The organism is Mammaliicoccus sp. N-M50 (genome assembly GCF_022386995.1).
Lineage (GTDB): Bacteria > Bacillota > Bacilli > Staphylococcales > Staphylococcaceae > Mammaliicoccus > Mammaliicoccus sciuri_A.
In genome coordinates this window covers 39,232-54,746 of sequence record NZ_JAJNJA010000002.1, presented here as the reverse complement: position 1 = coordinate 54,746, position 15,515 = coordinate 39,232, and the positions used below count along the sequence as shown (strand labels likewise).

The window sequence follows — 15,515 nt, the reverse complement described above, 5'->3', positions numbered from 1 at the left end:
ACAATCTACTTCAAATACTCTATCATCTTGTCACTAGCGTTCTTAGCCATTTGTACACAGTCTGGTAATCCGACTGCATCAAACGACGCGCCTGTTATGATTAGGTTATGATAATTTTGATCGATATGTTCTTGTATATCTCGAATACGATCGATATGACCGACTTCATATTGAGGCATACTGTGTGGTAATTTCGTTACGATAAAGAATTCTGGTTCTCCTTTGATCGTCATGATTTTATTCAGATCATTTAGAGCGACTTGTTTCAATTGTTCTTCGTCTTTATGATGAATAATATTTGAGCCTGGTTTACCTACATACGCTCTTAATAAGACTTTTCCTTCTGGTGTTGTATGTGGCCATTTTTTGTTTGTCCATGTACAAGCTGTGATGGCTGTATCACTTGTTCTTGCAATTACAAATCCAGTTCCATCTTTATCGTTCACGACTTGGTCTTTATCAAATGCCATAACGACTGTTGCAACACTTGTTGAAGGCATATAGTTAAAGTAATCCAATTTAAGATCCTCTTCAAACCATTTAACGAAATGTTGGTGTGGTATTGTAACAATGACACCATCATATTCATGCTCTACATTATTTATCGTCAAAATTGTTTTGTTAGCTTTTTCTACTAAATTTTGAACTGGAGCGTTTAAATGTATTTGAACACCTTTATCTTCAAGACTATCACGTAAAGTTTGAATGAATGATTCAAGGCCATGTCTAAATTGCTTAAATTGACCTTTTGGTTTTACTGTTACTTTTTTATCCGCATTGTTTTTAGCTTTTTGAGCAATCATACCTTTTATTAAGCCGCCCTCTTTTTCTTCTTGTTCTTTAAAATGAGGAAATGTTGTTTTTAAGCTTAATTTATCGATATTAGCACCATAAATACCTGCCATTAAAGGTTCGATTAAGTTTTCTAATACTTCATCACCTAATCTTTGTCTAAAGAAATGACCGATTGATATATCTGTATGCATCGGTTTAACAGGTAAGAAATAATCTAATCCTGCTCTTAATTTAGCTGCTGGTGAAATCAATTGTGTCTTAAGAAATGGTTTGATTTCTGTAGGTATACCCATAATTGAACCACCTGGTATTGGATATAACTTATTATGGCTGTAAATATATGATTGCCCTGTTTTATTTGTTACTAAATCATCAGCAATCCCAATTTCTTCAGCTAATTCTGTCATAATTGTCTTTCTACCTAAGTAAGATTCTGGCCCTAGTTCAATTGTATAACCATCTTTACGATAAGTTTTGATTTTGCCGCCTACTCTGTCTGATTGTTCATATACATCAATTTCTGCATCTGGATAATCTCTTCTTAAATAATGGGCAGCAGATAACCCAGTTATCCCTGCCCCTATTATTGCAATTCGTTTTGACATACTTAACACTTCTTTCTTATTCGAATATCGAATTAGAATTTTTTCTTAATTGCTGATACCATTGCTTCAATAAATTTAGGATCAATATTTGGCATTGGTGGTCTGTGATATTTCACGCCTAATTCATCACATACAACTTTACATTCGTAGTCGTTATCATATAATACTTCTAAATGTTCACATACAAATCCTACTGGTGTATATATAAAGTGTTTATAGCCATGTTCATTATATAAGTCTCTCGTTAAATCTTGAACATCTGGTCCTAACCAAGGTTCTCCAGTTTGTCCTTCTGATTGCCAACCTACTGATACATGTTTAATGTTAGATTCTTCACTTAAAATTTTAGCAGTTTCTTCTAATTGATCAGGATATGGGTCATTTGCTTTTTTAATTTTTTCTGGCAAACTATGCGCTGAAACGATTAATACTGTTTCATCATGACTTTCTTCTGGAATCGTTTGTAATGTTTCATCAATCATGTTTGTCCAGTAAGATATAAATGCTGGTTCATTGTAAAATTGCTCAACGTGATGCATTGAAATACCATATTTATCAGCTTCTTCTTGAGCACGTTTATTATAACTTCCCACTGAGAAATTAGAATAATGAGGTGCTAAAACAATCGTAACCGCTTCTTCAATACCATCATTATGCATTTGTTCTACTGCATCTTCAATAAATGGATGAATATGTTTTAAACCAATGTACAATTTAAATTCAACATCTTCATAAGCTTCATTTAATGCGCCAAGTAAACTTTCTGCTTGTTTCTCTGTTGTACCTGCTAATGGTGAAATACCACCAATCGCTTTATAACGCCCTTTTAAGTCTTCAATTTGTTCATCAGATGGCTTACGACCATGTCTAATGTGTGTATAATAAGGTACAATGTCACTTTCTTTATAAGGTGTACCATATGCCATAACTAAAAGTCCCACTTTTTTATTCATCTTCTATACTCCCTTTAATAAAATTAAGCTGTTTAATAACCTATCTTTGTTGTGATTTATATTTTGCTGAATAATCATGCACAAACTTAGCAACTCTTCTTAATGTATCAGGTTGCACTTCTGGAAAGACACCATGTCCAAGATTAAAGATATAATTATGGTCTACTAAACCTTGATCCAATATTTGAACGAGTCTTTGTTCGATAACTTCCCATGGTGCTAGTAAAATAGCTGGATCTAAGTTTCCTTGTAACGTCTTAGTAATACCTTTTTCCCTTGCTTCTTTGATTTGTAAGCGCCAATCTAGCCCGATTACATCAACCGGTAATTGATTCCATTCTTCTATTAAATGGCTTGCTCCAACACCAAATGTTGTAACAGGTACGTTTTTTTCTTTAATTGCTGCAAAAATTTTATTCATAGATGGTCTAATGAAATAATGATAATCTTCAGCATTTAACGCACCTACCCATGAATCGAATACTTGAATCATCTTACATCCAGCATCAATTTGAGCATGTGTATAGCGAATTGCCATATCAGCTAATGTATCCATTAATTTAAACCAAGCTTCTGGCTGTTTATACATAAACGCTTTAGTCTTATTATAATTTTTAGATGGTCCACCTTCAATCATATAGCTCGCTAGCGTGAACGGTGCGCCAGTAAATCCTATTAATGGTACGTTTAGCTGTTCTTCTGTTAAAAGTTTAATCGTATCTAAGACATATTTCACGTCTTCCTCAGGATTTATTTGACCTAATCGATTAATATCAGAAATGTCTTTAATAGGGTTATGTATAACAGGACCTATTCCAGATTTAATTTCTACATCTACACCAATTCCAGTTAAAGGTGTCATAATATCTTTATATAAAATTGCAGCATCAGTATTATATTGGTCTACTGGTAATTTTGTAACATATGCACAAAGTTCTGGTTGATGTGTAATTTCAAATAATGAATACTTTTCTTTAATTTTTCTATATTCAGGCTGTGATCTACCTGCTTGCCTCATAAACCAAACTGGTGTATGAGTTGTTTTTTCTCCCTTTGCTGCTTTTAAAATTGTATCGTTAAACGGTACACTCATTTATTTCACCTCATTATAATCATTACAATCTATTTTAACATATTCTATTATAAAGACATCTATGTGTACAAAAATTCATAAATTATACAAAAGATTTCATGAATTGGTTGATTTTAGCGCTTACATGTTTATAATCTAATTAAAGAGATATAGGAGGTATATCATTATGAAATGTTATATAACAACAGGTACGTATCATTTTCTGCATAGTATAATGAAGAAACATCCAGATGAAGATATTCATCATTATACGAGACAAGATACGACAGTACTTATTCATGAAACAAATGGTGATACAGTATTTGCACAACCAAGAGAATATCGAATATTAGAATCAAAAGGTGTTTTTATCAATCATGAATTTATAGCAGCAAGCTACATTCCTGTATCTGATGAAATGCAACATCGATTCGAAAATCATTATGTAGATATCGACAGTCAATTTGATAATTTCGAAGGGTTCGAATCATTTAGATTACTTAAACCTCGAAAAGGCGATACTTATATGATATTAGTAGGTTTCGATTCAAATGAATTATATGAAGATTTCACAAAATCATCTTTCTATGCGGAATATTTCTCAAGAGAGGCTACTCGTAAATTCTCTGGTGCTGAACAATATTCAACAGCAAATTATACAAAGTATTGGTATAGACCTGAAGAAGATGAAGAAACAGAAAACGAAGAAGCATAATTATAAAATAAAAAAGAAGAAATGATTCTCACTGAGTCATTTCTTCTTTTTTATTGTTATTAATCTCTAAGTAGCTCTTGATGTTTTTTAATTTTCTTAATGGAAGAATCTATTGTTAACCAACCAACAATGAAGAATAATATAACGAAATAAATCGCTGTAACAAATTTCAAGATATATATGATTGATAAAATAATACCTAAGACAATCATGATATTAATTAAAAATTGATGATAGCCTTTAACAACTTGTCCTTCACTAACCGGCCATACTTGTGGCCACAATCCGTATGCCTGTTGTTTATAAAATTGAGATAATTGTAATATCAACAAGTACATGATTAAAGCACCTAATATGGCTGATATAACTGGCTGATCAATCCACCAAATTAATACAAGTCCGATAATCAATAATCTTAATACGATAAAGAATGCATCTTTCCCTCTTGCAAAACTTCTTACAAATAAGAATTTATACATATAATTTTGATTAAATTTCTTAGGACTCGGAACTTTTAAGAAGACATCTAAATATCTTCTGCGAACTGTTCGTTCATTTAATACTTTTACATCTGTAAACATATTAACGAATTTATAATAATTCATCTTATGATTATGTTCGATAGCGATTAATGTTTCCCACTGATAAAAAGTACCTCTATTGATATTTTCTAATAAAATAATTAAAGCAATCAATACGACAATAGATAATAGACCTGATAAAGCCCCTACTTTTAAAGTTGTGTAATATCCACTCGCATATACGATAAAGAGTAATACATTAATTCCCCATATTTCTAAACCATATTTTAACCAGAACCATTTCATCATCAGTCCTAGAATTGGAAAGATGAAACTCAAAACCATTACCGTAATATATAAATAAAATTTACCACCCATTAATTGATAGAATAATGGTAAACCGATCACTAATATCACGACTGGTAAATATAGTCGATTAAAATAACTATATGTTAGAGCTTTTCTAATATATAGCGTTAAGTGTTTCTCAAATGGTAATAAATATAATTTATCCGCTTCTCTAAAGAAAGTCCTCATCGGAAATATCGAACAAATAGATAATATAACCGAAAAGATTAAACGATAGTTAATATTTTGTGGAATGTCCTTTAACCAATTACTATATCCTAACGCAAATGCGCCAATCATAATGGTTAAAAATATTAAGAAATGACCATTAAAGATGAATTTATTGTAATTCATTTTCTCTAATACTTCTTCTCTTTGTCTAACCTTATATAAAGTATTTACATCATTCATACGCTTCACCTTGTGTTAAATGTATATAAATATCATCTAGTGTTGCATTAGTAAGTCCAGTTTTTTCTCTCAGTTCTTCTAAATTGCCCATCGCTACTAAACGACCTTGATGTAATATAATAAATCGGTCGCAATACCTTTCAGCAGTTGCAAGTATATGTGTAGACATTAATACTGAAGAGCCTTGATTACGTCTTTCTACTATTAAATCTAACATTGTTTGTATACCTAATGGATCTAACCCTAAGAATGGTTCATCTATGATATATTGCGTCGGTTCAACTAAGAATGCACAAACAATCATAACTTTTTGTTTCATACCTTTTGAAAAATGTATCGGAAAGACTTTTAATTCATTTTCAAGTCTTAGTCTTTTCAATAACGGCATTGCTTTTTCAAGTGCTGTATCTTTATCAATACCATATGCCATTGCAGTCATGTAAATATGTTCTTCTAAAGTTAATTCATCATATAAAACTGGACTTTCTGGTATATATGTAAGATTTCTTCTATAAGATTCTATATCTGCTTTAATATCTATATTATTAATGGACATCTCACCTTGTTGTGGTGTTAATAAGCCAAGTATATGTTTAATTGTTGTACTTTTCCCTGCACCATTTAATCCAATAAGTCCTACGACTTCGCTTGGTTTACATTCAAATGAGATATCATGGATAACAGCTTTTTTACCGTATCCACCTGTTAAATTATTCACTTTAATTGTCACGTGAACACACCTCCAAAATATATTGTAGCATGTTCTCAATGTTACATTCATTAAATATTATCTTAATCAGTGAGATGATATTACGAGCATGATATAATAAAACTAATATTTACATAGGAGATGATAGTATGTCAGAAACAATATTCAGCAAAATTATCGACGGTGAAATCCCATCATTCAAAGTTTACGAAAATGATTATGTATATGCATTCTTAGATATTTCTCAAGTAAGTAAAGGACACACATTACTTATTCCAAAGAAAGCTTCACCCAATATTTATGAAACAGACCCAGAAACAATGAAACATATAGCTGAAGCTTTACCGATCGTTGCGAATGCCATCAAGAAAGCTTTCAATCCTGATGGTTTAAATATTATTCAAAACAATGGTGAGTATGCTTCACAATCTGTATTCCATATCCACTTCCACTTAATCCCTAGATATAAAGAAGATATCGATGGTTTCGGTTATATTTGGAATACGAATGAAGATCAATTAGATGATGAGAAAAAAGCAGAAATCGCACAAACAATTCAACAGCATTTTTAATACACTGCATGTTTACAAAAATTCAGGGTATATATTTAAGTAAGAGAAATCAAGGAGGATAATTATGAAATTTTCAAGACTCGCAATTGGCGTTGGTGTAGGATTTGTTACAGGATTTACAACAGCCATTTTAAATACAGACCGTTCTGGTGATGCTTTAAAGACAGATTTAAAATCAACTGCTGACGGATCTAAAATTCAATTAAGTGAAATTAAAGACAATGCTATTGAAATAAAAGATTATGTATTAAAGACGAAAGACGAAAGCCAAATCGCCATTCAATCATTAAGTGAAGAAATTAAAACGATGATTAATGAATTTAAAGCTGATATTAACCCTAATATTGAACAAATACAGAAAAATATTGAAAATATTAGCAATCGTGGCAATGAAATTCAAAAAGAAATTCAAAATACTAAGCTTCCATTTCTAAAAAATTAGAAAACGTGTTAAAATTATTATATTATTAAAGTGTTATAACTAAGCATGATACATTAGTATCATGCTTTTATTATACAATCAAAGGGGGATTTAACTATGTCGAATGAATTGGACATGATTGAAAAAATGTTATTTACTCATAAGGTTTCACAGTTATCTAAAGCTTTATGGAAGACAATCGAGAAAGATTGGCAGCAGTGGATTAAGCCTTTCGACTTAAATATTAATGAACATCATATTTTAATTATTATTAGAAGCTTAAATGAAGCTACAATTTCTGAAGTGAGTAAATATGGTGTCATGCACGTATCTACTGTTTTCAATTTCGCTAAAAATTTAGAAAAACGCGGTTATTTAACAATGCCTAAAAGTCAGCACGATAAGCGTACGACTTATTTAGAATTAACGGATAAAGGTCTTGCAGTGTTAAGAAAGACATATTTAAACTATTCAAATGATACGAACAGATTATATGAAATTGCTGCAGATTATGAGAAAGTCATGTACAATATGCCAGAATTTACAGATGTGAAATATATCGTTGGTCAAATATATGGTAGCGACTTTATTCATCACATTGAACAAAACCATGAGCAATTAAGAAAATATCTACTTGACGAACAGTCTGAGGATGATGCATAATATCAAGATAAATCATATCTTAGAAGGTGACATTAATCATGTTTTTGTGTTCTAAATCAATTAATATACAGTCTCGTTATGGATTGCAGAGAATTGTATTAATTAGTGCTTTAGTTTCATTCTTAACATTTATCGTCACTTACGAAATATTCAATTATATACAAACAGAACCATTAAAGGACGATAAGTTTATACTATTCTTATTCGTCCTTTGCTTAATTTATCCAATTCATAAATTGTTGCATTTGATTGTATTAATGTATTATCGTAAGTCATTTAAAATGAACAAAACGACTAAAGCTAAACGTGCTTTACCTTTATATAATATTAGAGTAGATCAACCAGTTAATAAGATTGTATTTTGTTTTGCACTTATTTGCCCGCTCGTTACGATAACTACCCTATCCATTGCACTCGTAAATATAATTCCACAATATGGACATTACATTTTATTTATCATGTCTATCAATATTGGCATATCGATTATCGATTTACTTTATTTGAAGATTATTTTATTTACAAAAAAAGGTACTTATATTGAAGAAAGAAAAAATGGTATCGAATTGTTAACAAAACGTTCACTGGATGCCGAACATTTATAGGTTATTTTTTGTAATTAAAATAGCAAATATGCTATATTTATCATTGTATTCTTACAAAAGGAGTTCTATTTATGAAATCAATTAAAAAAATAGTGTTACCTGTAACACTTTCAGCATCAGTATTAACTTTAGGCGCTTGTGGTAATGGTTCAGATAATTCTGGAGAAACTTTAGTAGAAACTAAAGCCGGAAACGTAACTTCACAAGACGTGCTAGACAAAATGGGTAGTAACGAAGTCGCACAAAATGCATTTCAAATTGTACTTAACAAAGTCTTAAAAGATAAATACGAAGACAAAGTTGATACGAAGAAATTAGACGAACAAGTTGATAAACAAATCGAGCAATACGGTGGTAAGAAGAAATTTGAAGAAGCACTACAACAAGAAAAACCAGGTGCAACTATAAAAGACTTTAAAGAATCTCAAAAAACTTCTAAATATCAAGAAGAATTTATCAACGATGCCGTAAAAGTTTCTGACAAAGAGATCGATGAAAATACTAAAAAGGCTTCACATATCTTAATCAAAGTTAAATCAGATGATTCTGATGAAGGTTTAAGTGATAAAGCAGCTAAGAAAAAAGCTGAAAAATTACTAGCTCAAATTAAGAAAAATCCAGACGACTTTGAAAAAATCGCTAAGAAAGAATCACAAGATGAAGGTACTAAATCTAAAGGCGGCGCTCTAGGATTTGTATTGAAAGGTCAAATGGATGAATCATTTGAAAAAGCATTATTCAAACTTAAAAAAGATGACGAAATTTCAGATGTTGTTAAATCTCAATATGGTTACCACATTATAAAAGCAGATAAAGGCGAACCATCTAAGAAAGAAAAAGCTAGCCTTAAAGAACAATATCGTCAACTAAAAATCCAAAAAGAACCTAAGATCATCATCAATGCTTACAAAAAATTATTAGACGAATACAAAGTTGACTACAAAGATAAAGATATTAAAAAAGCAATCGAAGATAATATCTTAAACGAAAAAGCATTACAACAACAACAAATGCAAGCAGCACAACAATCATCAGCAAGCTAAAATTAAAAAGCTATGAAGAAACGTTAAACGTTACTTCATAGCTTTTTTTGATTATTCAATTCAAGTGCTTATCATATAAATATTATTACCTTAATAACCTACTCTAGTTTACCTTCCTTTTTCATCCTATTAAAATATTGTTTATATTTATCCATCATCTCTAATGCCACTTCATGACTTTCTTCAGGTTTGAATGATTTTCTATCAAAACCTATCATATCTTTTAAAATTTCATGTGCATAATCTGCAAAAATTACTGTTCCATCATCTTCAATTCGTTCAATACCATCCATTTTAGAAGATTCTTCATTTATCTTAATAGCTGTCTAGTTCAGTAATTCCCTCTGGTAAGGCAAGTTCAGCTCCTTTGTTACTTAAAAGTATTGGATAACCACCAGGTAATCCTTTTGGTGATGGTGAATGAGTAAAAATAGGTGTTGGACTTAGTAATGCATACATATTCTTGATAGTAGAAATAGCGGATGTAGTTGTAAATTCTGTCCCTGGAGGGTACAGCTTTATTGAATCATATAATAGTTCATCTGTATCAAACTGATCAGTCACCTCCACATCATTCACAAGTATTTTCAAATAATACGGTCCTTTTTCATAACCTGCTTCACGTGGATATACCCACCATAAATGATGAGCAATGAGATAAACTTTAACAATATCCATTGATACTCCAAGCTTTCTAGAAATATTCAAACGTACAGCAGATTCAATTAATTCTACATTACCAATTCCTATAGTTGGAGCCAAACCTACTTTAGCAAGTACAGGGTTTGTTAAACATGATAAAGCTGTATTAATGACATGTGGTTTTTGACCAGATTGTTCGATACCAAGCATTAAATGATAAGCCAAACTAAGTTGGCATGGAAGCCATGCACCTAAAGTAGCTGAACTAATTCTTTGGTATTCCTTTTCAGGAAGTTGTCTAATTACATGCCAAGTTTGAAGTACTGCACAGTTAATAACAACATCTGGTTTATATTCTGATATTAATTTTGCAGTATGATTAATGTCGGTTAAATCTGCTTGTTCAAATGTAATTTTAGGATAATTCCTTGTAATTGCAGCTCCAATTAAAGCGTTGTTAATTATTTTCTCCGATATTTCTTTATTGAAATCACAAAAAACGAGTTCTGGACACTTTGGATCTCTCACAAGAAAATGAAGAATATGTGTACCTACTTCTCCCAGACCGAAAATCATAACTTTACTCATATAAATTCTCCTTTTTTACGGGACAATGTCCCGTTTTTTATTATATTACATAAAAGTAGATTGGATTTCAAGATAATAATCAAATTTTTCAGAAAATATACAATTGAATACTTTTTTATGTATAATTATCATTAATACTTATGACATAATAGAGGTGTATAAATGACTGAGAAAAACACAATTTCTTCAATTGAAAAAGCAGTTGATATTTTAGAAATTTTATCCCGTGAAAATAATAAGTCAATTAGAAGTTTAGGTGAAGATTTGGGAATAACCAAAAGTACATTACATAGAATTTTAAAAACACTAGAGATAAGAGGATTAGTACGGAAAGACTCGTCTACAGAGAAATATACATTAGGATATAAAATCCTAGAGTTAAGTACTCATTTATCTCTACAGAATGATTTAAGAAATATCGCATTAGAACATATGAAAAAGCTTGCTGATGCTACGAAAGAAACAGTACAATTAGCTGTTATTGATCATGAGAATATTTTAGTGATTGAAACAGTTGAAGGTTATGGACAATTACGTGTGTATGCAAAAGCCGGAGAAAAATACCCTATAACATACGGGAATTTTGGTAAAGTTTTTTTGTCAAAAGAAAATGATTTAGATAATATCTCTAAGTGGATAGAAAAATATCCATTACAACAATATGCCTCTAAATCAATAATGGATCAGAAGGAATATATAAAACATATTAAAGAGGTAAAGGAAAATAAAATATCAATTGGAATAGATGATCCTATTGAAGGTGCAATAAGTATAGCGGTTCCAATTGAAAATAAATGGGGAGATATAATAGCTGTTCTTGCAATTGCAGGAGTGAAAACTGAAGATAAGCTTAACAACTTGGATGAGCTAATGACTCAGGTAAAGCAATATGGGGTAAAGATAACACAAGAATTAGGGAAATAATATACTAAAATTAAAAAGCTATGAAGAAACGTTAAACGTTACTTCATAGCTTTTTTTGATTAATCTAAAGTTTCAGGTTTATAAAACTGTCTATTTTCTAAAGCAAATATGCGCTCTGTAAATTGACCTTTATCTACTTTTTTAAGATGTTTTTCAAACATCATCATTCTCGCATCAATATTATCAATAAAATGAAGAATTTCTGCTTCTTTAACCATAGGTAATTTTGGAGATCCATACTCTAATTTACCGTGGTGACTTAAAACTAAATGTCTCAATAAGAGGACTTCTTCCCCTTCTATATTGTGCTCTTTTGCAACTTGTGCAATTTCATCACTAACGATTGAAATATGGCCTAATAAGTTTCCTTCAACTGTGTATGATGTTGCGACAGGTCCTGATAACTCTTTAACTTTACCTAAGTCATGTAAGATAATACCACTATATAATAAACTTCTATTTAATATTGGATAAATATCACACAATGCCTTCGCTTGTCTTAACATTGTTACAACATGATAGCTTAAGCCAGAAACAAAACTATGATGATGTGAACTAGCTGCTGGGAATGTAAAATACTCTTTTTGATATTTTTTAAGTAAAATACGTGTAATTCTTTGTAATTTAGCATTTTCAATATCTAGTACATACGTCATAATTTCTTCTGACATATCGTCGATTGATAATGGTGCCGCTTCTAAAAAGTTTTCTAATTTCACATTATCTTCATCTACAGCCACTCTAAATTGATTAACTTTCATTTGTTTTCTTCCACGATAATCAATTACGTCACCTTTCACACGAATAATCGTTTCAGGTACGAGTAGTTGAATATCTTCATTTGTTACCGTCCATACTTTTGCTTCTATATCACCACTTTTATCTTTAAGATAAAGTGTCATATATGGTTTACCTTGAGCTGTAACACCTTGAGTTGCTCGATGAATCAAAAAGTAATGATCTACTGAGTCTCCTGGTTTCAATGTCTCTATAGTTCTCATTTGCTCTTAGCTCCTTCTATTTTTGTCAGCGTAATTGTTTGTTTCTGAGGTACATTTTGATCTTTATTACAAGTGAAATAAAGTATTTGAATATCATCTTTCATACTCATTAAATATTTAATCATAATTTCTTTACGATGTTTATCAAAATGCACAAATGCATCATCAACGATAATTGGGAATGGATAATATTTTTGTAATGATTTAATTAAACTAAATCTTAACGCGATATATAATAATTCTTTCGTTGATTGACTTAATTCAGTAGGATGGAATATTTGTCCATTTTCATGTCTAACTTGTACATTTTGTTCTTCATAAATAACTTGATTATATCTGCCTTCTGTTAATGCTTTTAATATATCAGTAGCATCTTTTACAACATAAGGTAGTCGCTTATCTTTAATTTGTTTAATATGTGCTTCGACTAAGTTTTGTAAATAACTTAAAGCAGCCCAATCATTTGCAGTTTCATTCACCTTATCTTTAAGTAAATGGTATTCATGTCTTAAAGCTGAAAGTGTTTCATCCGTTTCCATATGATTGATTTGAGCATTCAAATCACTTAATTCTGCTTGTACATTTAAATAACGATCATTATATTCATCAACTTGACCTTCTAACTGAGTACGTTCATTTTCTAGGTCTGTTTTTGTCATATAACTTAGTTGTGTATTTTTATCGTAATCGTAATTTTGATTGTTCAATAAATCTGTTAAATAATTAAATCGTTTTAAATCCTCATGATAAGACACATAAGCTTTATGATGACGATAATACGCTTCTTCATTATCTACACTAATAAAGTCGAATAATGATTGAATCACATTGTTATTTTCTTCTAAACGCGCGTTTAAAGCATTTATTTCATTGGTTAATAATGCTTGTTGGTCGTTATTGCGTGATTGAATATTAAATTCTTTTTGATGTTCATCTAAAGCTTGTTTGACATCATGAAATAGTGAAATCTCTTGATAATGTAGTCCAGCATGACTCACAATGCTATCCGCTTCTCTATAAAATGCTTCTAAAGCTGCTTGTTTCTCATCTCTTATTTTAGTAATGCGAGTAATTTCTAATCTATTTTGTTTAATTTTTCTAATTGTCGACAATGCATCATTTAATAATTGTGATGATATTTGATTAGATACATGTAAACTTACTTTAGTTTCTTTAAGTGCTCTTTCTTTAGTCTCAATAATTTCTTCTACTTGCTCAAGTTCTTTATTCAATTCACTTTGCTTAGTAGATAAGATCTCTTGAGACTGATAATAACTTTCTAATTCTTGTCTAATTTTCGTTTGTTCATCAAGATTAAAGTCTAAATCATAAAATTGCTTTAAGTGTTGAACTTTTTCTTCTAATTCATCTATTTCTTTAGAAAATGCTTGATCATGATTTAACTCTTTAGATTTAATCATAAAGGCTAATCCAACTAATACGACACCTACAACAGCAAATATAGCACTAAATACAATTTGCGATGCAATAAACGCATAAATGGCAATTGCAATTAATAATATGCCACCAATGCCAGAAGCAAGTCTATATTGCTTACTTCTCTTTTCGCTTTCTTCTTTTTGCTTATTAAAGCTTTCTTCCATTTTTTTGTATAGTGATTTCTTTTCGCCGAGCTCTAGCGCTTTTTGATTATATACTTTCTTTTGTTCATAGTTTTCATCGGATACGAGATCATTATGCAATTTATCAACATTATTAGTATAACGCTCTTGTTCAATTGATAATTGGTTGAGCGAACGTTTAATTTGTTCTCGTTCTGCAACGTTTTCTTCTCTTATGCGATTAACTTCAGCTATATGTGTCTTCATCGCGTCAGACGTATCAACATCTAAAAATTCTTCATTCCAGCCGATATCTTGTCTAAGTAATTCATTATCACGTTCAGCATTATCGATTTGCTGGTTTAATTGTTTTAATTCTTGATGTTTCTCTTTAATATCTGATTCTCTTTGTCTAATACTATTGAGCGCTTTTTCATCTCGTTCAGACATAACTTTAACATTTTCTAAAGTATGTACGACTTGTCCAAGCTTTTCATTTCTTAACGTTAAATCACGTTTTATACTTTCATTTGAACGTACAGCTGATTCATAGCGCTCTATCCCTTGTTCAGGGAATTCATATGGTTCTATATTTAAATTACTTTCTAACTTCTTCCATTCAACCACTTCGTTATGTAGTGAAATTTCTTTTTCTTTACTTGTTAACCTATCAGTAAGTTTGCCGAGATTCTCTTTTAATTGATTTAATCTACGAGATGTTTTATCGCGTTCATCTTGAAGTCTTTCATATTCTGAAAGTTTCTTTTCTTCGTTTTTAATCTTAATTTCTAAATCATTCAACTGCTCTAATTGAACATTTAGCACTGGATTTTTACCATTCTTCTTATATAATGCATCTTTCTCAACTTGCATTAAATCGCTCATACCTGTGAACTCAGTTGAACCGAGTGCACCTGCTTGAAGTAAATACATTTGAAGTTGGTCTTCAGTTAAGTTCTTATGGATATCTTGTAATCCTAATACATTAAAAGAGAAAATACCTTGATAAGTTCGTTTATTAATGAAATTTAACTTTTGTTTCAGCCATTCTTCATCTTTAACTTTACCATTAGACAGATATACTTTAACGTCACCTGTTACGCGACCTTTAACTCTTTCTACTTCAACAATTTGACCATCGAAGTCTAACACTAACTTACCGCCGTATTGGTTCCCTAGTCTTGGTTCCAATCTTGGTTCATTTTCTTTTTTAGTTGGAAAGCCAAATAATATAGAATGAATAAACGCTTGTATCGTTGATTTCCCTGCTTCATTCTCACCATATATTTGCATAAAACTTTGATCAAATTTTATTTTTCTAGACATGAGTTGGCCATAGCCATAAATTTCTAAAGATTTAATTTTCAT

Annotated in this window: 16 protein-coding genes; 7 read left to right on the top strand and 9 right to left on the bottom strand. The window is 30.7% G+C overall.

Annotation, left to right across the window (positions count from 1 at the left end; translation table 11 throughout):
• Positions 1 to 5 precede the first annotated feature (5 nt).
• Genes hemY through hemE form a run of 3 tightly spaced genes read right to left on the bottom strand, consistent with a single transcriptional unit; the run spans position 6 to position 3,446 of the window.
• Positions 6 to 1,400: a protoporphyrinogen oxidase gene (gene hemY, locus LQ622_RS03595; protein ID WP_239774719.1), complete on the bottom strand. Its 1,395-nt coding sequence runs from the start codon at positions 1,398 to 1,400 to the stop codon at positions 6 to 8.
• A gap of 32 nt (positions 1,401 to 1,432) precedes the next feature.
• A complete protein-coding gene (hemH, locus tag LQ622_RS03590; RefSeq protein WP_025904824.1) occupies positions 1,433 to 2,353 on the bottom strand; it encodes a ferrochelatase in 921 nt (306 codons plus the stop codon).
• A gap of 40 nt (positions 2,354 to 2,393) precedes the next feature.
• Positions 2,394 to 3,446 (bottom strand): uroporphyrinogen decarboxylase, encoded by a 1,053-nt coding sequence (gene hemE / locus LQ622_RS03585; RefSeq protein ID WP_037589713.1) that lies wholly within the window; start codon positions 3,444 to 3,446, stop codon positions 2,394 to 2,396.
• A 166-nt stretch (positions 3,447 to 3,612) separates the two neighbouring features.
• Here hemE and LQ622_RS03580 point away from each other — a divergent pair, with 166 nt between their 5' ends.
• Positions 3,613 to 4,140, top strand: coding sequence for an antibiotic biosynthesis monooxygenase family protein (locus LQ622_RS03580; RefSeq protein ID WP_025904822.1), 528 nt, complete (start codon positions 3,613 to 3,615; stop codon positions 4,138 to 4,140).
• A gap of 59 nt (positions 4,141 to 4,199) precedes the next feature.
• Here LQ622_RS03580 and ecsB read toward each other — a convergent pair whose 3' ends face one another.
• Positions 4,200 to 5,420 (bottom strand): ABC transporter permease EcsB, encoded by a 1,221-nt coding sequence (gene ecsB, locus LQ622_RS03575; protein ID WP_126477946.1) that lies wholly within the window; start codon positions 5,418 to 5,420, stop codon positions 4,200 to 4,202.
• Complete coding sequence (locus tag LQ622_RS03570; RefSeq protein WP_037589715.1) at positions 5,413 to 6,150, bottom strand: ABC transporter ATP-binding protein; 738 nt, start codon at positions 6,148 to 6,150, stop codon at positions 5,413 to 5,415. Before LQ622_RS03570 ends, ecsB begins: the two co-directional genes overlap by 8 nt.
• Before the next feature lie 128 nt (positions 6,151 to 6,278).
• On the opposite strand from LQ622_RS03570, the gene LQ622_RS03565 reads away from it, so the two are divergent.
• The 5 genes from LQ622_RS03565 to LQ622_RS03545 all read left to right on the top strand — a co-directional run bounded on the left by LQ622_RS03565 (position 6,279) and on the right by LQ622_RS03545 (position 9,430).
• The gene (locus LQ622_RS03565; protein ID WP_025904819.1) at positions 6,279 to 6,701 is read left to right on the top strand and encodes an HIT family protein; all 423 of its coding nucleotides are present in this window, start codon (positions 6,279 to 6,281) and stop codon (positions 6,699 to 6,701) included.
• 64 nt (positions 6,702 to 6,765) lie between these two features.
• Complete coding sequence (locus LQ622_RS03560; RefSeq protein WP_025904818.1) at positions 6,766 to 7,143, top strand: YtxH domain-containing protein; 378 nt, start codon at positions 6,766 to 6,768, stop codon at positions 7,141 to 7,143.
• A gap of 96 nt (positions 7,144 to 7,239) precedes the next feature.
• On the top strand, positions 7,240 to 7,785 hold the full coding sequence (locus LQ622_RS03555; protein ID WP_025904817.1) for an HTH-type transcriptional regulator Hpr: 546 nt from the start codon (positions 7,240 to 7,242) through the stop codon (positions 7,783 to 7,785).
• A 38-nt stretch (positions 7,786 to 7,823) separates the two neighbouring features.
• The gene (locus LQ622_RS03550; protein WP_025904816.1) at positions 7,824 to 8,387 is read left to right on the top strand and encodes a DUF3267 domain-containing protein; all 564 of its coding nucleotides are present in this window, start codon (positions 7,824 to 7,826) and stop codon (positions 8,385 to 8,387) included.
• 71 nt (positions 8,388 to 8,458) lie between these two features.
• Positions 8,459 to 9,430, top strand: coding sequence for a peptidylprolyl isomerase (locus LQ622_RS03545; protein ID WP_037589717.1), 972 nt, complete (start codon positions 8,459 to 8,461; stop codon positions 9,428 to 9,430).
• Between the two features lie 98 nt (positions 9,431 to 9,528).
• On the opposite strand, the gene LQ622_RS03540 is transcribed toward LQ622_RS03545, so the two are convergent.
• The gene (locus LQ622_RS03540) at positions 9,529 to 9,723 is read right to left on the bottom strand and encodes a hypothetical protein (RefSeq protein WP_239774718.1); all 195 of its coding nucleotides are present in this window, start codon (positions 9,721 to 9,723) and stop codon (positions 9,529 to 9,531) included.
• Between the two features lie 22 nt (positions 9,724 to 9,745).
• The gene (locus LQ622_RS03535; RefSeq protein ID WP_239774717.1) at positions 9,746 to 10,660 is read right to left on the bottom strand and encodes a saccharopine dehydrogenase NADP-binding domain-containing protein; all 915 of its coding nucleotides are present in this window, start codon (positions 10,658 to 10,660) and stop codon (positions 9,746 to 9,748) included.
• 162 nt (positions 10,661 to 10,822) lie between these two features.
• Here LQ622_RS03535 and LQ622_RS03530 point away from each other — a divergent pair, with 162 nt between their 5' ends.
• Complete coding sequence (locus LQ622_RS03530) at positions 10,823 to 11,584, top strand: IclR family transcriptional regulator (RefSeq protein WP_204189191.1); 762 nt, start codon at positions 10,823 to 10,825, stop codon at positions 11,582 to 11,584.
• Positions 11,585 to 11,643: 59 nt separating this feature from the next.
• On the opposite strand, the gene yhaM is transcribed toward LQ622_RS03530, so the two are convergent.
• Together yhaM and LQ622_RS03520 are read right to left on the bottom strand one after the other, a co-directional pair.
• Entirely contained in the window at positions 11,644 to 12,585 is a 942-nt protein-coding gene (yhaM, locus tag LQ622_RS03525) for a 3'-5' exoribonuclease YhaM (protein ID WP_239774716.1), read from the bottom strand.
• Positions 12,582 to 15,515, bottom strand: a complete 2,934-nt coding sequence (locus LQ622_RS03520) for an ATP-binding protein (protein WP_204258623.1) — start codon at positions 15,513 to 15,515, stop codon at positions 12,582 to 12,584. Before LQ622_RS03520 ends, yhaM begins: the two co-directional genes overlap by 4 nt.